Annotated in this window: 18 protein-coding genes and 1 tRNA gene; 7 read left to right on the top strand and 12 right to left on the bottom strand. The window is 64.6% G+C overall.

What is annotated here, in order from left to right:
• Positions 1-28: 28 nt before the first annotated feature.
• The 4 genes from AC1DQK_RS16350 to aroA all read right to left on the bottom strand — a co-directional run bounded on the left by AC1DQK_RS16350 (position 29) and on the right by aroA (position 5,961).
• The gene (locus AC1DQK_RS16350) at positions 29-1,810 is read right to left on the bottom strand and encodes a glycosyl hydrolase (RefSeq protein ID WP_477872419.1); all 1,782 of its coding nucleotides are present in this window, start codon (positions 1,808-1,810) and stop codon (positions 29-31) included.
• Between the two features lie 279 nt (positions 1,811-2,089).
• Positions 2,090-3,799, bottom strand: a complete 1,710-nt coding sequence (gene rpsA, locus AC1DQK_RS16345; RefSeq protein ID WP_477872417.1) for a 30S ribosomal protein S1 — start codon at positions 3,797-3,799, stop codon at positions 2,090-2,092.
• A gap of 204 nt (positions 3,800-4,003) precedes the next feature.
• Positions 4,004-4,630, bottom strand: coding sequence for a (d)CMP kinase (locus AC1DQK_RS16340; RefSeq protein WP_477872415.1), 627 nt, complete (start codon positions 4,628-4,630; stop codon positions 4,004-4,006).
• Positions 4,627-5,961 (bottom strand): 3-phosphoshikimate 1-carboxyvinyltransferase, encoded by a 1,335-nt coding sequence (gene aroA / locus AC1DQK_RS16335; protein WP_477872413.1) that lies wholly within the window; start codon positions 5,959-5,961, stop codon positions 4,627-4,629. The genes AC1DQK_RS16340 and aroA overlap by 4 nt, the downstream gene beginning before the upstream one ends.
• 116 nt (positions 5,962-6,077) lie before the next feature.
• On the opposite strand from aroA, the gene AC1DQK_RS16330 reads away from it, so the two are divergent.
• Together AC1DQK_RS16330 and AC1DQK_RS16325 are read left to right on the top strand one after the other, a co-directional pair.
• Complete coding sequence (locus AC1DQK_RS16330) at positions 6,078-6,395, top strand: TIGR02300 family protein (protein WP_477872411.1); 318 nt, start codon at positions 6,078-6,080, stop codon at positions 6,393-6,395.
• A gap of 155 nt (positions 6,396-6,550) precedes the next feature.
• A tRNA-Ala gene (locus AC1DQK_RS16325) sits at positions 6,551-6,626 on the top strand.
• 462 nt (positions 6,627-7,088) lie between these two features.
• On the opposite strand, the gene AC1DQK_RS16320 is transcribed toward AC1DQK_RS16325, so the two are convergent.
• Positions 7,089-7,502 carry a hypothetical protein gene (locus tag AC1DQK_RS16320; protein WP_477872409.1) on the bottom strand — a complete coding sequence of 138 codons (414 nt, stop codon included), beginning with the start codon at positions 7,500-7,502 and terminating at the stop codon, positions 7,089-7,091.
• A 378-nt stretch (positions 7,503-7,880) separates the two neighbouring features.
• Between AC1DQK_RS16320 and AC1DQK_RS16315 the strand changes: the two genes are divergently transcribed.
• The 5 genes from AC1DQK_RS16315 (at position 7,881) to AC1DQK_RS16295 (ending at position 11,471) form a co-directional block, all read left to right on the top strand.
• Positions 7,881-8,273 carry a hypothetical protein gene (locus tag AC1DQK_RS16315; protein WP_477872407.1) on the top strand — a complete coding sequence of 131 codons (393 nt, stop codon included), beginning with the start codon at positions 7,881-7,883 and terminating at the stop codon, positions 8,271-8,273.
• A gap of 69 nt (positions 8,274-8,342) precedes the next feature.
• Positions 8,343-8,672, top strand: coding sequence for a hypothetical protein (locus AC1DQK_RS16310; protein ID WP_477872405.1), 330 nt, complete (start codon positions 8,343-8,345; stop codon positions 8,670-8,672).
• A 112-nt stretch (positions 8,673-8,784) separates the two neighbouring features.
• A complete protein-coding gene (locus AC1DQK_RS16305; protein WP_477872403.1) occupies positions 8,785-9,063 on the top strand; it encodes a hypothetical protein in 279 nt (92 codons plus the stop codon).
• 134 nt (positions 9,064-9,197) lie between these two features.
• The gene (locus tag AC1DQK_RS16300) at positions 9,198-9,722 is read left to right on the top strand and encodes a TPM domain-containing protein (protein WP_477872401.1); all 525 of its coding nucleotides are present in this window, start codon (positions 9,198-9,200) and stop codon (positions 9,720-9,722) included.
• A gap of 534 nt (positions 9,723-10,256) precedes the next feature.
• On the top strand, positions 10,257-11,471 hold the full coding sequence (locus AC1DQK_RS16295; RefSeq protein ID WP_477872399.1) for a glycosyltransferase family 87 protein: 1,215 nt from the start codon (positions 10,257-10,259) through the stop codon (positions 11,469-11,471).
• A gap of 6 nt (positions 11,472-11,477) precedes the next feature.
• Here the strand turns inward: AC1DQK_RS16295 and AC1DQK_RS16290 are convergent, their stop codons facing one another.
• Genes AC1DQK_RS16290 through AC1DQK_RS16260 form a run of 7 tightly spaced genes read right to left on the bottom strand, consistent with a single transcriptional unit; the run spans position 11,478 to position 18,258 of the window.
• Positions 11,478-11,972 carry an A24 family peptidase gene (locus tag AC1DQK_RS16290; RefSeq protein ID WP_477872397.1) on the bottom strand — a complete coding sequence of 165 codons (495 nt, stop codon included), beginning with the start codon at positions 11,970-11,972 and terminating at the stop codon, positions 11,478-11,480.
• Entirely contained in the window at positions 11,969-12,802 is an 834-nt protein-coding gene (locus AC1DQK_RS16285) for a tetratricopeptide repeat protein (protein ID WP_477872395.1), read from the bottom strand. Before AC1DQK_RS16285 ends, AC1DQK_RS16290 begins: the two co-directional genes overlap by 4 nt.
• Entirely contained in the window at positions 12,799-13,722 is a 924-nt protein-coding gene (locus AC1DQK_RS16280) for a LytR C-terminal domain-containing protein (protein WP_477872393.1), read from the bottom strand. The genes AC1DQK_RS16285 and AC1DQK_RS16280 overlap by 4 nt, the downstream gene beginning before the upstream one ends.
• The gene (locus AC1DQK_RS16275) at positions 13,722-14,687 is read right to left on the bottom strand and encodes a type II secretion system F family protein (RefSeq protein ID WP_477872391.1); all 966 of its coding nucleotides are present in this window, start codon (positions 14,685-14,687) and stop codon (positions 13,722-13,724) included. The genes AC1DQK_RS16280 and AC1DQK_RS16275 overlap by 1 nt, the downstream gene beginning before the upstream one ends.
• Before the next feature lie 4 nt (positions 14,688-14,691).
• On the bottom strand, positions 14,692-15,690 hold the full coding sequence (locus AC1DQK_RS16270; protein WP_477872389.1) for a type II secretion system F family protein: 999 nt from the start codon (positions 15,688-15,690) through the stop codon (positions 14,692-14,694).
• Positions 15,690-17,048, bottom strand: coding sequence for a CpaF family protein (locus AC1DQK_RS16265; RefSeq protein ID WP_477872387.1), 1,359 nt, complete (start codon positions 17,046-17,048; stop codon positions 15,690-15,692). The genes AC1DQK_RS16270 and AC1DQK_RS16265 overlap by 1 nt, the downstream gene beginning before the upstream one ends.
• Positions 17,035-18,258 (bottom strand): CpaE/TadZ family protein, encoded by a 1,224-nt coding sequence (locus tag AC1DQK_RS16260; RefSeq protein ID WP_477872385.1) that lies wholly within the window; start codon positions 18,256-18,258, stop codon positions 17,035-17,037. Before AC1DQK_RS16260 ends, AC1DQK_RS16265 begins: the two co-directional genes overlap by 14 nt.
• Positions 18,259-18,270: the final 12 nt, after the last annotated feature.

Here is an 18,270-nt window from a genome sequence, read left to right as displayed (position 1 = left end):
CCCGCACCGGCAGCCGCCGGACAAGCTCTCAGATGAAGTCCTGATAGCTCAGCGTCGTCGCCGCGATGCCGTCGAGCTTCAGGATCGAGTCGATCGCGCCCGTCGCGCCCGCGCCCTGATAAAACAGGAAACTGTCCGCACCGACCTTGAGCGCAGCGATGTCGGTGGTGCCGGCATGGCCGTCGAGCAGTTGCTGCGCATAGCTCTGCGCTGAAGCGACGGTGGTGAACAGCTTGGTCGCGACGATCAGGTCGCCCGCACCGACCTTGAAAGCGAGGTCGATGTGATCGGTGCCGTGGAGGAAATCCGTCACCTCCTGGAAAAGCGTTCCGGCCCTGGCGGCGGCGCCCGAACCGGGCTGGCTGAAGTCGAAAATATCGGCGCCGGCGCCGCCGGTCAGCAGATCGGCATGGCCGCTGGCCTTGCCCGCGACCAGCCGGTCGTCGCCATCGCCGCCGGTCAGCGTGTCGCTGCCCGCACCGCCCTGCAGGCTGTCGTTGCCCAATCCGCCGGATAGCAGGTTGCCACCGGTGGCCGCGCTCGCGTCGATACGGTCCGCACCGGCGCCGCCCTGCACGCTGTTCGCCCCCGCACCCTTGATGACGATGCCGTCATTGCCATCGCCGCCATCGACGCTGTTCCGGCCGGTGCTCGCCGTCGCGCCGACGGTGATCCGGTCGTCGCCGCTCTGCCCGTCGATCCGGTTGCTGCCGCCGCCGGCCATGATCGTGTCGTTGCCGTCCTTGAGCGGAACGCCCGCCGCATTGCCGTAGATGATGTTATCGCCATTGCCGACATAGATACTGTCGGATCCATAGCCGCCCGACACCATGTTGGTACCGTGGCCAAGCGCGACGACATCGTCGCCCGATCCGGCGTTGAGGGTGTAGTTGATGTTGGTGGCTTCCTGGCCGAAATAATTATTGGCGCCGTCGCCGGTCCAGGATTTGGCGACGTAGCTTCCGGCCGGATCGGCGCCGGTGACGAGCATCGCCTTATAGACCTCGCCGGCCGCACCATATTGGCCGTTGCTCAGCTTCCCCTTGAAGTCGGCGTTGCTGTCCCAGTAATTCGCATAGGCGACATCATGGGTGTCGAACCATTGCTTGGCGAGCGCGATGAAGCTGCCGCCATTGGCGCTGTTCATGCCCCATTCGCTATAGGCGCTCTGCTTGCCGTGCGCGGCGGCGAAGTCCTCGACCCATTGCAGGCCATATTTGGACGTCACCAGATATTGGAACATCGTGGCGCCGTCGGCGGCCGTGGCGCCCGGTTTATTGAAGTAGAAATCGCCGCCGATGAAATCGACATATTTGTCGCCGGGATAGGCGGTAGCAGGGTCCATCGCCGCCTTTGAGACCTGGATGTTCCACTCGAACCTGAAGTTGCCCGAAACCGAGCGGAAGGCGTCGACGGCGTTGCGAAACGTCTGCGCGAAGGCCGCCGGGTCCTTGATCGCCGACCAGTTGAAATAGCTCTCGTTCATCTCGTTGCCGAGCCGGACGATGATCGGCTGGTCCTTGCCGAAGGCGCCGACCAGCTTCTGCGCCGCATAGACATAGTTGGCGTCATATTTGTGTGCGGCGCCCTCCTGGAGGGTACCGGTGTCGGCGATCAGCGGCACCGACCAGAGCGGGGTGACGCCCTGCGCCTTGGCCGCGGTCGCATTGAACGCGAGTTCCCCCTTCCAGTCGGCCCAGGTGGCCTTCTCGATGAAGATGGTGGTCATCTGCGGGCTGGTGCCGAGCCAGCTGCGCGCCGCCTCCAGCCCGGTTCCGCGCACGCCGCCGACGAACATTCCGGTAAGCATAGGTCACTCGCAATTCGGGAAGCTGAGCCCCCCATCTAGGCGGTGCGACTTAAGTTGCCGTGCAAGCCGGTGGTTAACGCGGCCGAAAGCCGCGGATTTGCGCCGATCCGATGATTAATTACGGTTTCATAACGAGTTGGCGTCCGAGCTTGTTCAGGCCCGAGCCTGTTCAGGCCCGAGCTTGTTCAGGATAGTCGCCGGCATAGAAAAAGGGCGCGGAAGCCGAAGCCCCCACGCCCTCTTCTTGCCGGAGACGCCGCACGGCGCCCCGAGCTGATTTTAGCTGCCCTGGCGCGCCTTGAGCGCTTCGCCCAGGATGTCGCCGAGCGACGCACCCGAGTCGGACGAACCGTACTGCGCGACGGCCTGCTTCTCTTCGGCGATCTGCATCGCCTTGACCGAGAAGGTCGGCTTCTTCGAACGGTCGAAACCGCTCACCATCGCGTCAAACTTCTGGCCGACCTGGAAACGCTCCGGCCGTTGCTCGTCGCGGTCGCGGCCGAGGTCGCTGCGCTTGATGAAGCCAACCACGCCATCTTCGCCGGCCTGCACTTCGAGGCCGCCGTCGGTGATCGCCATGACGGTGACCGTGACGATCGCGCTCTTGCTGAGCTTGGCGCCGTCGCCGGCCGGCGCGGAGGAGACACCGCCACGCTCGAGCTGCTTGATGCCGAGCGAGATGCGCTCCTTCTCGGGATCGATGTCGAGCACGATCGCCTTGACGGTTTCGCCCTTGTGGTGAAGCGCCAGCGCTTCCTCACCCGAGACGCCCCAGGCGATGTCGGACATGTGGACCATGCCGTCGACATCATTGTCGAGCCCGATGAACAGGCCGAACTCGGTCGCGTTCTTGACTTCGCCCTCGACGGTCGAGCCCACCGGATGCGCTTCGGCGAAGCTCTCCCACGGGTTGTTGATCGCCTGCTTCAGGCCGAGCGAGATGCGGCGCTTGTCGGCGTCGACCTCGAGGATGACGACGTCGACTTCCTGGCTGGTCGAGACGATCTTGCCGGGGTGGACGTTCTTCTTGGTCCAGGACATCTCGGACACGTGGACGAGACCCTCGATCCCCGCTTCCAGCTCCACGAAGGCGCCATATTCGGTGATGTTGGTGACCCGGCCGGTGAACTTGCCGCCGATCGGATATTTCGCCGCGGCGCCTTCCCACGGATCATTCTCGAGCTGCTTCATGCCGAGCGAGATGCGCTGCGTGTCCTTGTTGATGCGGATGATCTGCACCTTCACGACATCGCCGATGTTGATCATCTCGTTCGGATGGCCAACGCGCTTGTAGCTGAGATCGGTGACATGGAGCAGGCCGTCGATGCCGCCCAGGTCGACGAACGCACCATAATCGGTGATGTTCTTGACGACACCCTCGATCACCTGGCCTTCGGCGAGCGACTGGATCAGGCCCGAGCGCTGCTCGGCGCGGGTCTCTTCGAGGACGGCGCGGCGCGACACGACGATGTTGCCGCGGCGGCGATCCATCTTGAGGATCTGGAAGGGCTGCGGGATGTCCATCAGCGGGGTGACATCGCGCACGGGACGGATGTCGACCTGCGATCCGGGCAGGAAGGCGACGGCGCCGTTGAGGTCGACCGTGAAGCCGCCCTTGACGCGGCCGAAGATCACGCCCTCGACGCGGCTGGTCGTGGAGAATTCGGCTTCGAGCTTGTCCCAGGCGGCTTCGCGGCGGGCGCGGTCGCGGCTGAGCATCGCTTCGCCATGGACGTTCTCGACGCGGTCGACATAGACCTCGACTTCATCGCCGACCTTGAGATCGGCTTTCTGGCCGGGAGCCGCGAACTCGCGGAGCGCCACGCGGCCTTCCGACTTGAGGCCGACGTCGATGACGGCCATGTCGTTTTCGATCGCGGTGACGGTGCCCTTGACGACGCGGCCTTCGAAGCCTTCGTTTTCGCCGCCAAGCGTTTGATTCAGGAGAGCCGCGAAGTCGTCGCGAGTCGGGTTTGCCGCAGTGGCCATAAAGTTAGAGTTCCTATTCGATAGTTTCCGGCCATCCGGTTGTCTCCGGAGGTCTTGGGGCCAGAACCGCCACAGGGGCCGAATGCCCCAATGGCATCCTTCGAACCATCGCGCTCGCGGCAGGCTACCCGACAAAGCAGAAAGGCGCGGCAAGAGATCGGCTATCCGCCGACCCCCTGACACGCCTGCTTCAGCGACCTCTTTTTAGCGGTCTGCCGTTCGGCCTTCCACAAGCGCAATCGCCCGTTGGACGGCCGCGTCTATACCCAAATCGCTGGTATCGAGCAAGTCGGCATCCGCGGCTTGCCGCAACGGTGCCGCGGACCGCCCCATGTCGCGCTCGTCGCGTGCGAGGATGTCGGCCATCACCGCATCGAAGCCGATCCCCGCGCCCATCGACTCGAGTTCGCGGTGGCGGCGCTCGGCGCGGACCCTGGCGCTGGCGGTCACGAACAGCTTGGCGTCGGCATCGGGCGCGATGACCGTGCCGATATCGCGGCCGTCCAGCACCGCGCCGCCCGGCTGGGCGGCGAAGCCGCGCTGGCGATCGAGCAGCGCCTCGCGGACCTGCGGATGGACCGACACCAGCGAGGCCGCCTTGCCCGCAGCCTCGGTCTTCAGCGCCGGATCGCCCATCAGCGCCGGATCGAAATCGCAGGCGCGCAGCGCATCCTGGGCGTCGGCGGGATCGCCCCCGGCGCGCATCACCGCCATGCCAACGGCGCGATACAACATGCCCGTATCGAGATGCGGCAGGCCGTAATGGCGGGCGAGCGCCCTGGCTATCGTGCCCTTGCCCGAGGCGGCCGGACCGTCGACCGCGACGATCATGCCGTCTCGACCCCCAGCGCGCGCATCAGCGCGGCGAAGCCGGGGAAGCTGGTCGCGACCGGCGACATGTCGTCGATGACGACGGGTGCCCGCGACACCAGCCCGGCGATCGCGAAGCTCATCGCGATGCGGTGATCGAGTCGCGCGGCGATGGTCGCGCCGCCGGGCAGCGGGTCGCCGCCGGTGCCGTCGATGACCAGCCCGTCCTCAAGCTCCTCGACTCGGGCGCCGATCGCGCGCAGCCCTTCGGCCATCACCGCGATCCGGTCCGACTCCTTGACCCGCAGCTCCTCGAGCCCGCGCGCGATCGTACGGCCCTCGGCCAGCGCCGCCGCGACGAACAGGATCGGATATTCGTCGACCATCGCCGCGACGGTCTCGATCGGCGTCTCCATGCCCCAAAGCGTCGAATGGCGCACGACGATGTCGGCGACCGGCTCGCCGCCGACCTCGCGCCGGTTGGTGAAGGCGATGTCACCGCCCATCATCCGCAGCACGTCGAACAGCGCCGCGCGGGTGGGATTGAGGCCGACATTGGTGACCGTCACCTCCGATCCGGGCACCAGCAGCGCCGCCACCACCGGGAAGGCCGCCGAGGACGGATCGCCGGGCACGACGATATGCTGCGGGCGAAGCTCGGCCTCGCCGCGAATCGAGATGATCCGGGTGGCGCCGTCCTGCTCCACCGAAAGCTCCGCGCCGAAACCCTGCAGCATCCGCTCGCTATGGTCGCGGGTCGGCACCGGCTCGATCACGCAGGTGACGCCCGGTGCGTTCAGGCCGGCGAGCAGCACCGCCGACTTCACCTGCGCCGAGGCGACCGGCAGGCGATATTCGATCGGCACAGCCGGACAGAGCCCGCGCAGCATCAGCGGCAACCGCCCGCCCGGCGAAGCGGTGATATCAGCACCCATCAGCGACAGCGGCTCGATCACCCGGTTCATCGGCCGCTTCGACAGCGAGGCGTCGCCGGTGAAGGTGGCGGTGATCGCATGGCTGGCAACCAGCCCCATCAGCAGCCGCGTCGAGGTGCCCGAATTGCCCATGTCGAGCGCGCTCTCGGGTTGGAGCAGCCCGCCGACGCCGACGCCGTGGATGCGCCAGCTGCCATCGGGCTCCTGCACGATATGCGCGCCCATGGCGCGCAGGGCGGCGGCCGTAGCCAGCACGTCTTCGCCGGTCAGCAGCCCTTCCACCCGGCTTTCGCCGACCGCCAGCGCCGACAGCATCAGGGCGCGGTGCGAGATCGACTTGTCGCCGGGAACGCCCACCACGCCCCGCAGCGGACCGGGCGCGGAAAAGCTTGCGGGTTTGGGGGCGGAGCCATGCATAGGGCGCGGCTTTTGACAGCGGCGTTCCGCTATGGCAAGGCGCGCGGCGTTTCGGCTGTCCGATGACTCGAACGGCGCTTAAGTTTTCCTCATTTTTCGACTGGAGTTTCTGTACCGTGGTGAAACCTGAATGGGGCACCAAGCGGACCTGCCCGAAATGCGGCACCCGCTTTTACGATCTCGAAAAGGACAATCCCGTGACCTGCATCGAGTGCGGTGCGGCCTGGGAGCCCGATCCCGTGCTGAAGTCCAAGCAGCCGCTGCCGTTCGACGCCCCGAAGAAGGAAGTCGAGGTCGAAACCGCCGATACCGACCTGTCCGAGGACGATCTGGACATCGACGAGGAAGCCGAGACCAACCCGGACGACGATGTCGACCTGGGCGGCGACGACGACATCGGCCTGAACACGGCCGACGACGACGACGAGAACTGAGGCCTGAGGCCGGAACGCCCCCGCGGGGACGTTCCGGCCCCTCATTTCACCGAAAAGCTGCGCCTCATGCTAAAAGGGCCCTTGCAGGTCCTGCCAAGCTGACATAAAGGGCGCGCTCCGCCGCCGGGCCCAACCGGCGTGGATCGACATGGCATGGGGCCGTAGCTCAGCTGGGAGAGCGCTGCGATGGCATTGCAGAGGTCTGGGGTTCGATCCCCCACGGCTCCACCATTTCATCCTTTCACGCATAGATCGCTCGGCCGGCCGTGCTGCCTCGTTCCATCCGCCAGTTGCGATCGATTCGCATCTATGCCGGGTGCATGGGGTTGTTCGCGCGTTTTTTTTGAGTTTTCGCATTCGGACTGCACTTCCCGATACGATCGAGCACCACGCAACGGCCGGACATCCGCCGTTCGAACCGGCAGCAGCCCCCTATATCTGGTCATGAGAATGATCCGCTACGGCACACATAGTCCGCCCGCGCGTCGCTCGATCCCAGCAACTCAGATCCTACATGTAAAGTAGAACTCGCGGGCGATCGTCGCGATCGCCTGATATCCGTCGAGCATGGCGCTCAATTAGGAAATTGTCCCTGTAATTTCCCGGCCATTCTCATCCCGATCGGATTGAACAGCAGGAATCGACCCATTGCGGACGTCCCCAGCCAGTGGCTTCCGAGGGGATTATACTTGATCAATTCGCCATGTGGGTTCGCCGCTCACGGCTGCCGGGCGGGCCGTATCGAAGAACAACCGACGCATTTCTTGCAAGAGAGGCATGTCGCAGCACCTTCCGGACTTCTGAGTATATCGCCTCGGCGCTCTCGCCAAAGACGGTGACGGTAGCCGCGCCATCAGCAATGCTCACCTCTCGAACCTCGCCAATGTTGCCCAAAGCCCATTGCAAACGGTCGACGAAGTGCTGGAGTTCGTCGCTCGTTTTATATCTGTCGTCTATCGATGAGCCGTGCATTCTCAATATCACGGCCTCGTCATCGGCTATAGCAAGCGCACGGAACGCCTGCCGCTTTCTGACAAACCCTACATAGACCATGTAGCCGAACGTCCCGATCGGAATACCAAACCCGATGATGAACAGAGCAATCATGCGGTTCCGACTTCCCGGTTTGATGTGGCTCTCGCGGCAGCCAAATCGTCGGGGCAATCTAGCAACCAAAAGTCCGCTTCCCACTCCTTCTCGGTCGTTCCCGTCCAGAACGGATCATATGGCCCCTCCCGACCCGATAGCGGACGTTGCGTTGCTCTCCCTGTCCGCTCATATCGGTGAAGCCGCGCCCGATATTGCGGTGAGGAGGCCCATATCAACCAGCTTAATCGATGCCGTGCCTATTCTTCGGCGGCTTTCCTGGCCGCTGCCTTAGGTTTCGTAACATTGAGTTCACCGGCGCTTGCCGCGCCAGGGGAGTGTATCGAGCCCCCCGCGAAAGCAGTCACCGTCCTTCCCGCCCCTTTGTCGGACTGGGGCATGCTTAGCTGCACGCCTTATGGATATGTGATTGCAGCCAGGGAGGGTTGGGTTTGGTCGCCACCGACCACCTATGCTCCCGTGTTTATCCCCGCCCAGATGGTGCGGAGTGATCCGGCGCTTCTCGGAAGCGCAGCCTATTTCACCAAGATTGATCTCTCGCCAGCCGGCGGTGCCGAGCTTGAAGCCGTGAAGGAGATTGCATTCGCCGGTATGGACGGCCCCCAAAATTTTACCGGCTATCGCCTCGACGTAAACTCGTATCTCGACAGGTCTCTCCGACTCTATTTCCTCGAGGACGGTCACTCGCGCTGGGGGATTTGGTGTCCTCACGATATATGCGATCGCTCCACACTGTTCATGATCATGGATATGTCGAAGCCTCCTGCCTGAGGTGAGGACTTTCAAGATGGCAGGAAGCGACCCATTGCTGCCATCCTGATTGCATGACAGGAAAGCAGGATGGACCGCATCGATCGCCCTGCAGTTGCGCAATGGATGCGCTGGGCCGGCATGACAGTAGCTTTCTTCGCCGTCAGCGGGCTCTCAACACGATCGATCTCGTCCGTGCTCATTGTCCTTTTCATTGGTGCGCTGGGTTGGGCTGTAGAGACGCGGACGGTGCGACCTGCGCGATCCTACTTCAGGCTCCTGTTGGCCTCTGCCATGCTCCTGCTTATCTTCCTGTCGGTTGCCGAAGCATGGGCGCTTGCGACGGTGACGTGGTTGTTCATGACTGGGCTGGGCCTCGTCTGGACCATCTATTATGAGCGGATCGAGCCCGTTCCGTAGATGGGCGAGCGACGTCTGCTGATCATTCCCGGGCATCATACTGCGTGTCGGATCTAACGGCGGGAAACGCCCCCCTTGCGGACCTTCGACCTGCTGTGCGAGCTTCCCAGGAATGGACGTTCAGGAAGAAAGCGTTCTGCTGTCGGCCGATGGCTACGGGCGCGTCGCTATCGTGAGACGCATGGATGGGCTATTTTGCCTCTATCGGCATTGGCACTGGACACCCGAAACACAGCGTGCGTTCGGCGTCGGACAAGTTGAGGATCGGCGCTGGACGACGGACTATGATCCCTGCCTGTATGATGGCGTGGACCCTCTGCCAGGCATCTATGGCACCGTCGCCGAAGCCAAGCGAGAAGCCGAGAGGCTGCTTGGCCTTGCGGCGAATTAGCGCAGATACCGTCCGAAGGCGGATGGTCGCCTGACCGCCCTTTCCGACCTTCCCCGCCAGATTGGACTGAATGGCTGACTACCATCCCAAATGCCGAGATTGACGCACTGACCTGCCGGCCGCAGCATGGAAAGATGCAAGCAGGAATGAAATTGGCGCTTGCGTCGCTCCTTTTGGTGCTGACGGCAGGCTATTCGGATGAACAGGCGACTGGCTCGCGGTCTCACGCGCTCGTTGCGGGAGCCGCTCCCTCGGTCCCGCTGGCAGGCCGGGTGACCGACGCCGCGCACCTTCTCACGAGGCAAGAGGAGGCACGTCTCTCGGCGAAGCTGGAAAAACTGGAAAAAGCTACGCAACATCAGATGGTGGTGGTCACGGTCGAATCCCTCAACGGGGATGACGTCGCCGCCTTTACGACAAGGCTGGCGAACAGTTGGGGCATCGGTCGGAAGGGTTATGACGACGGTGTCGTGCTGCTCGTCGCATCGAAGGAGCGGAAAGCTCGCATAGCTGTCGGATATGGGCTGGAGAAGCAGTTGCCCGACATCTTATGCCGGCACATCATGGCCCAGAAGATCGTCCCCCGTTTCCGCGAAGGCGACATGGCGGGGGGCATCGAGGCCGGGGTGAATGCTCTCATTGCCAGGCTGACCGCTTAATCGCTGCTTTCCATCTACTCCCCAATATCCTGTGCTGCCCATCGAACGGCCGGGAACAACTCCATGACGGCTACGGGTAGCGAAATAGGTATCCTGAGCTCGGGCTGTCAGCTTTTCTCCGTGATGCGGGCGGGTTGTCGACAGAGCCTGCAGCCAGTTAACGCCAAAACTGCTGTAGCGATCAGAAGTACAACGAAAATGAATAGCGAGGTGTAGACCGGCCCTGCCCAAAAAGTCATCATGTTGAGTAAGAACCATGCCCAAATCGCATACGTCATCAGTGCCATTCCGGCCATTCCAACGACCAGCATCATAATCCCGAGCAATCGCCTCATTTTCCAATCCGGCCCTGTCCTCAGATGATCGCCTCCGACCATTATAAGCGCTACGGCATGGATGATAACATCTCAACTTGAGCATGAAAAAGCCGATCGGCAGCTTTCCATCGGTTACCGCCGTTCCACGCCCAATCCCCATGTGGCGCAGTTATCCCCCTTCCTTGGCTTCATCGCTTCCTCATGTTAGTCATGGCTCATGGGGCTCGCGCTATTACGGGACGCCAAATGGTTCGGGCGCTCCCGGGCCGACGGTTACGCGAAGATATTCGTGTTGGCCTATGTGCCCAACCTCGTCCTGATCTTCATCATATCTTCCGGGGCCTGGATCATCCCCGGCGTGGAACGGGGCACGGACTTCTACAGCTTCTGGGCCGCGGCGAAGATCGCGGTCACGCAGGGTGCGGCGGCGGCCTATGATGGCGGCGCCCAGGCCCGGGTCCAGGGGCTGGGAAGCCATTATTATCCGTTCATGTATCCGCCGCAGTTCCTTGCGCTGATCTTTCCACTCGGCCTGATGGCCTATGCCTGGGCCTATCTTGCCTGGGCGGCCGGCAGCTTCGCGGCCTATGTGCTGACGGCCCGGAAGCTCGTCGCCGGCGCGCTGTGGCCTGTCCTCGCCTATCCGGCCGCCTTCATCAATCTCGCCGGCGGCCAGAGCGGGGCGCTCACCGCATCGCTCTTCTGTGGTGCCGCACTGACCCTGGGCTCGCGCCCCTTCCTTGCGGGGATGCTGCTCGGCGGCTTCATCATCAAGCCCCACCTCGCCCTGTTGTTTCCGGTGGCGATGGTCGCCGGGCGGCGGTGGAAGGTCATCGCGGGGGCGGTCACCTCGGCCGGCCTGCTGACACTCTTGTCGCTCCTGATGTTCGGCCCGGGTGCGTGGGACGCCTTCTTCTCCAACGCCGCTCTTGCCCGCACCGTGACGGAGGACACGTCAACGCTCTGGCCCAAGGTCATCAGCCTGTTCGGGCTGGTCAGGCTGATGGGGGGATCGGGCGCGGCCGGCTATGGGGCGCAGCTGATCGTCACGCTGGGCTGCGCCGCCATCGTCTATCGCGTGTGGCGCATCGCCGGGAACGGCAGCGGCCGCGGCGGCGGCGATGACATGGCAAGGATGTCGATTCTGGCCGTGTGCAGCGCACTCGCCACGCCCTATGCGCTGGATTACGACCTGGTGCTGCTGATCGTGCCGATATGCTGGCTGGCGGCGGCCGGATCGCGCGATGGCTTCGCCCCCTGGTCCAAGGCCGTTCTGGCGACAGCCTATGTCCTGCCCTTCGTCTCCAGGGGCATGGCCGCCCTTGTCGGCATCACCCCCGCATGGTTCATATTGGTCGCCTTTCTCGCCGTCCTGCTGAGGGCGATGGGCTCTACCGCCCGCGACCGCGCCGCCGCAGTCCCGCAACCATAGCGGAAGCTACCCGACGCTTGGGCTTGTGCCCGCCAGATGCGCGGTGGCGATCGCCGCCAGGCAGATCGGGACGGCGTAGGGAATCGGACCGCGGCGCTGCAGCGCGATCCAGCCGCCCTCGGCGACGGCCTGAACGGGAAGCATCCCGCGGACGATGAACAGGATGATCGCGGTCAGCCCGCCGATGATCCCGACCGCCGGCAGCCAGATGGCCAGCCCATGGAAATCGAACCACAAGGCGCCGGCCGCAAGCAACTTGGCGTCGCCTCCACCGATGACGCGCCGTGCGAACAGCAGCCCGCCGACCAGCAGCATCGCGGCAAAGCCCGCCAGATTTTGCCAGATGTGCCAGGTCACGCCGTTCAGCACCAGGTGCACGCCAAAGGCCCCGACGATGGCGAGCGGCAGCAGGTTGGATACCTGCAGGCGTTTCATATCATCCAGCGCAGCAGCGATCAGGAGAAGATCGAAGAGCAATATGCCGCTGTGCGCAATGGTCATTTCGCCAGGTCCTTTTCGGCTGTCTCCAGATTGGCGGCTGCCAGGCGGTAATAGGAAGCGTTCGCTTCGATGGCCCGGGCCAGCAGCGCGCGGGCGGCGGGCAGGTCCCCCTTCAGCCATGCCGCATAGCCGGCATTGTTGAGGCGGCGCGCGCTGTCATGATCGTCGCCGGTGGCGCCGACAGCCCCGGGATAGTCTCCGCCAAGCGCCATCGCCATCTCGCAGTTGGTGCGGATCCGGGGGTTGTTCGGTTCCAGCAGGCTGGCGTGCCGCAACAGGGCGGCCGCTTCGGCGAAGCGGCGCTGCAGCATCAGCGAATAGCCCTTGTTGTTCAGCAGGGCGGCATCGTCCGGCCGTAGCGCCAGCGCGCGGGCATAGGCGGCCTCGGCGTCGCTCCAGGCGCGGCCGGCGTCGGCGACGATGCCGAGGCCGTTCCACGCCTGCCAGCTCGCCGGATCCTGCGCGACCGCAGCCGCGAAATAGGCACGGGCGCGGGCGACCTGGTTGAGCCGCAGGGCGATGATGCCGGCGCCGGTGGCGGCGCGCGGCGAGGGGCCGAGGGCGAGCACATGATCGAACCGGTCGAGCGCCAGCATATCCTGGCCCTGCGCGAGATAATAGCGGCCCATGACCATGTCGACGCGCGGGTCCGACAGCGCAGCGAGGTTCGCCCGCGCGATCATCAACCGCGCCTGGGTGAGCCTTCCCGCATCGACCGCGGATTCGAGCGCATCCAGGTCGACCGGCGCCTCGGCGCCTGCCGGCATGGCCGCCACCGACAACAGCACCGCGGCGCCGCCGCAGAGGATATGCCGGATCGAAGCCATCATGACATCTGCGCCGAGCGCAGGCGCTGGTCGAACGGCAGGGCGTTGCGCCCGACGAACAGGATCATGTGCGGCGCCGTCGGCATGACGACGAGCCGCGACGGGAAAGGCAGGGTCCGCGCCAGCGCGACCGCGGCGAGCCGATCCCGGGGGGCATGGAACATCACGCTCTCCATCGGCCGGGCGCGCGCATTGCCGATCGCGCCGCTGTTCCAGCCCTTGGCGCCCAGGAACCTGCTCATCCGACGCGCCAGCCCGCGCGTGCCGACGGCATTGAGCACCGTGACGGACACGGAGGGCGTCGCGGCCACCTTGACGGACTTGGCCACCTTGGCCGCCAGCGGTTCCAATGCGATGTCGAGGGCGCCATTGCGCGACCTGGCGAGGACCGGCCGATCGGCGATGGCGAGGCGTGGCGCGTCATCGGCATCGACGGCCTCCCAGCCGTTGCCGACCCCCTTGGTGATCAGCGCGATCTCACGCGTGGATATGCGCTCGAGACGCATGCCGGCGGCGAGCGCGGCGGTCGGGGAGGCGCTGGCCTGCGCGACCGGCGCCTTGCCCCGCGCCGCCAGCGACAGGGCAAGATTGTGCAGGATGTCGGCATCGCGGGGCGCCAGCGCCAGCGCCTGCTCATAAAAGCCAAGGCTGAGATCGGTGCGGCCGATCCGGTCATAAGCGACCGCGAGGCCGTTATAGGCGGCCGCCGATTGCGGATCCACCCGGATCGCCTTGCGAAAGCCATCGACCGCCAGCGCGAAATTGCCGAGCGCAAGCTGGCGTTTCGCGCCGGCATAGACATCGCTTTGCTCCATCGGAGCGGCGATCGAGGCCGGCCGCACCTCCAGCTTACCGAGCGAGCGACCTCCGCTCGCGCAGGAGCACAGGGCCAAGGTCGCCAATATCGTCGGGATACGCATCATCACCCCCCTAGCGCGGGCATCATCGTCCGCATTACCCTGATCACCGCCGGCAGCATGAGCACACCGATTATGGCGGGCAGCATGCAGGCCACGAGCGGGATCGACAGCAGCACCGGCAGGCGGTGCGCCTTCTCCTCAGCCCGCATCCGCCGACGCTCGCGCATCGAGGAGGCGTAGACGCGCAGCGCCTGGCCGATGCTCACGCCGAACCGGTCCGACTGGACGATCAGGCTCGCAAACGACCGGAATTCTTCGAGCCCGGTGCGTTCGGCCATGCGGTGCAGCGCCTGTTCGCGGCTACGGCCGGCGCGCAGTTCGAGCGACAGCCCCGCCAGCAGATCGGCGACCAGAGGATGCGAGCGCGTCATTTCCGAGCCGACTCGGTTGAACGCCGCCTCCAGCCCGAGGCCCGCCTCGACGCAGACCAGCATCAGATCGAGCGCATCGGGGAAGCCGTTCAATATGTCGCGCTGCCGGCGCGCAGCGCGCGACGCAATCCAGAGGTTCGGGAAATAGAGCCCGGCGAGCCCAAGCCCCGCGCCGATCAGGTAGAGCTTGACCAGCGAGGGGGCATTGCCCGCCCCGTAGCTGAACAGGACGAAGGCTGTCGGCAGCGCGAGCGTCATGACGAGCCGGATCAGCGTGAACAGCCGCGGGGCCGCAGGGTGCATATAGCCCGCCGCGATCAACCGGTCGCGCAGGACCGCGCTGGTATCGGACAAGGACAGGCCGCGCTTCTCGATTGCCTTGATGAGCTGGAGCCAGGCGGTCTCCGCGCCGAGCGAGCGAAGCGACTGTCCGGAGACCGCGCCATGGTCGCCGGCTACCGCCAGCCGCTGCCTTACCGTCCGGCGATAGGCCAGCCCCGATGCGATCAGGAAGCAGGTAACCGCGACGCCGATGAAGACGAGCAGCAATATGGCGCCGCGTGAAAATCCTGCAAGTGCAATATCAAGGTCAATCATCGCATCAAACCTTCAAATCGACCATTCGGCGTATCGAATAGACCCCGATCGCATAAAGGCCGAGCAACACTCCAAACCCCGGGAAGAACACGGGATCATTGGCAACATCGAGATAGAATGCCGGATTGCTCAAGAAAACGAGCGCGAAGGTCAACATCGGCAGGGCGGTGAGCATGATCCCACTGATCCGCCCCTCCGAGCTCAGCGCCCGGACCTTCAGCATCATGCTTGCGCGTTCGCGGATGACCGCGCTCAGATTATCCAATATTTCGGCCAGATTGCCGCCGGTCTCCCGTTGCACGGACACCGACACGACGAACATCTTCATATCGTCGACACCGCAGCGATCGGCCATGCCCTGCAGCGCGTCGCGCAATTCCGAGCCATAGGTGACCTCATCGACGACGATCCCGAATTCGCTGCCGATCGGATCGGCCATGTCGGTGGTGAGGAGCTCGAGCGCGGCGGCAATGGGGTGGCCTGCGCGCAGGCTGCGCACGAAGGTGTCGAGCGCTATCGAAAACTGCTCGGTGAGGCGCCGGCGCCGCTTTTCGCGCTTATGACTGATCGCCATCAACGGTAGACAGATGCCCAGCGATATGGCGAACAATGTGATCAGCAGCAGGCCACCCAGCGACATCGTCATATCCATGACGGCTGCAATGCTTGCCGAGACGACGAACAGCGCCCCCGCGATGCCGGCGAGCAACACCATCAGGTTGGCGGACGATATCGTCATCCCCGCTTCGACGATCATCCGATCGATGCGTTCGGCCACCGCGCCGAGCGGTCCCGACACCGGCAGCCTTGTCCGCACCTCGCGGCGGATACGGGTCATGACTTCGCGCTGGTCCAGGCCCCGCTGGATCAACTGCAGCCGTCGGTTGATCGCGCGGCCCTCCTTGCGCGAACCGTGCACCCAGCGGATCACGCCCTCGACGGCGAGCAGCGTCGCCGCGAAGATGAGGACGAGGACGAGCAACCTGATCGAAGCCGGGGACATCAGCTTACCCTCTGGCCGAGGCGGAACAGATCGCTCGGAAGCTCGAGCCCCCGCAGGCTGAGATCCTCGATGAATTTCGGGCGGATTCCGGTTGCCTCGAAATGGCCGAGCACCGTCCCGTCGTCTTCCATGCCGGTTCGCTTGAAGCGAAAAATCTCCTGCATCGTGATGACGTCGCCTTCCATGCCCGCAATCTCGCCAAGGCTCACCAGCCGCCGCCGCCCGTCCGACATGCGTTCGACCTGGATGACGACATGAAGTGCGGAGGCGATCTGGCCGCGCGCCGATCGGCTCGATATATCGAGGCCGCTCATGCCGACCATCTGCTCGAGGCGGGACAGTGCGTCGCGCGCGGTATTGGCGTGGACGGTGGTCATCGATCCGTCATGACCCGTGTTCATCGCCTGCAGCATATCGATCGCCTCGCCGGCACGGACTTCGCCGACGATGATCCGGTCCGGCCGCATACGCAGCGCATTCTTCACGAGTTCGCGCTGGGCGACCTCGCCCCGGCCTTCGATGTTCGGCGGGCGGGTTTCGAGCCGCACGACATGCTGCTGCTGCATCTGGAGCTCCGCCGAATCCTCGATCGTGACGATCCGCTCGCGATCGTCGATCGCCGCCGACATCGCGTTCAGCAGGGTCGTCTTGCCCGAGCCGGTGCCACCCGAGATCAACACGTTGCGCCGTCCGGCGACAATCGCCGCCAGCACACCGGCGATGGGGGCCGAAAGGCTTCCCAGTTCGACCAGCCTGGCCATGTTGATCGGGGTCCTCGCGAATTTGCGGATCGACAACAGCGATCCGTCGACGGCGAGCGGCGGGACGATCGCGTTGACCCGCGACCCATCCGCGAGGCGCGCATCGACCATCGGCGAGGACTCGTCCACGCGCCGCCCGACCGCCGAAACGATGCGGGTGATGATGCGCTGGAGATGCTTCTCATCCTTGAAGCGCGCGCCGGTTTTCTCGAGCTGCCCGCGGCGCTCCACATAGACGTTGCGATGGGTATTGACGAGAATGTCGGTGATCGATGGATCCTTGAGCAATGGCTCGAGCGGGCCGAGCCCGAGCAGCTCGTCGAGCAGATCCATCGTGAGCTGCTTGCGCTCGATCGCGTTCAGCGCATATCGCTGCTCGGCCAGAAGCTCCTGGACGAGATCGCCGATCTCCGCCTGGATCTGCTCGCGTGTCGCCATTTCCAGCGCGGACAGATTGATCACATCCAGCAGCCGTTCGTGCAGCTCGACCTTGAGGGCCGTCTGCCGATCGTCCGGCACGTCTTCGGTCAGCAGCGCAACGGGTGCGAGCGGCCTCGTTCCGGCTTCGGCCGATCGCGTCGTCTTAAGATGCCACATCAGGATTGACTCCCCCCTGCAGATGTCTGGAAATCCCCTCGGCGAGGATGGCGAGATCACGGGTGACCCGGTTTCGGGCCTTGATCTCGGAGAAAAGCACCCCCTGATCGAGCGCCGCGCTCACCACGGCAAAATCATTCGCCACGGTGTAATCGATCGCGCGGCCGAGGACCTGGACGGCATCGTCGGTCTTGAGCGCCCTGAAGAGACCCTTTTCCAAACGGTTGAGCACGATCCGGACGTCGACATCGCCCGCCCCCTGCTGCGTCAGCAGATTGAGCTGGCGGCGCGCCTGGCGCAGGCTCGGGACGGTAAGCTCGGTGACCAGCAGGACGAGGTCCGAGCGCGCCGCGAGCGACAGCGACCAATTCGTCCAGTTGCTCGGCAGGTCGAGGAAGATCGTGGAATATTCGCGCGCGGCGATATCGACGAATTCGCAGATCTGATCGGTGTCGATCGTCTCCAGCGGCATCATGTCGTTCGGCGCGGCGATGATGTTGAGCCCGGACGCGTGGCGCACCGTCACGGCATTGAGCAGCGCCCCGTCCACCCGCGCGCCGGCGGCGATGATGTCCTGGAGCGTCAGCTTCGGACTTTCGCCAAGATAAATCGCTCCCTCGCCGAACTGGATGTCCAGATCGATGAAGCAGGCCGAGCGCCCGCTCTTGGCTTCCTGCTCGGCGAAGAGGCAGGCGGTCTGGGTTGCGATGGCCGTAGCCCCTACGCCGCCGACGCTCCCGATCACCGATACGGTCTTGCCGTCGCACTGCCTGGCGTCGCGCGCCGCATCCAGATCCTTTCGAAGCTGCGCGAAAAGTGCGGTCAGATCGTCGGCCGCGAGCGGCAGCGCGACCACATCCTTCACCCCTTCCCGCAGCAGCGTCCTGATCTGCGCGAGCGATGGCTCGCGGATCGCAGCGACCACCAATGGACGCCCGGGCAGCTGCGCCGCCGTGGCGAGCCGCCCGACCGACGGCGTGCAATCAGGGTCGACTTCCAGCACGATCACCGCCACCTCGCCAAAGCGGTCGCGGTCGACAGGCGCCCGGACGTCGCCCGCCGCCAGCGCGATCGTGAAGCCGGCGATCTGCGGCTCGGGAAGAGCCGTTCTCTGCGCTTCCTCCGATGACAGCAGGATGACGGCCTTCTCGCCCGGCACGGTGCGAAGCCCAGGAGAAAATCTTCCGCCTTTCACGTCCATAATACCCACGCCAAATGCCCC

The sequence above is a fragment of the Rhizorhabdus sp. P4_G5 genome (assembly GCF_056401065.1).
This window is presented reverse-complemented; position numbering and strand designations above follow the sequence as displayed.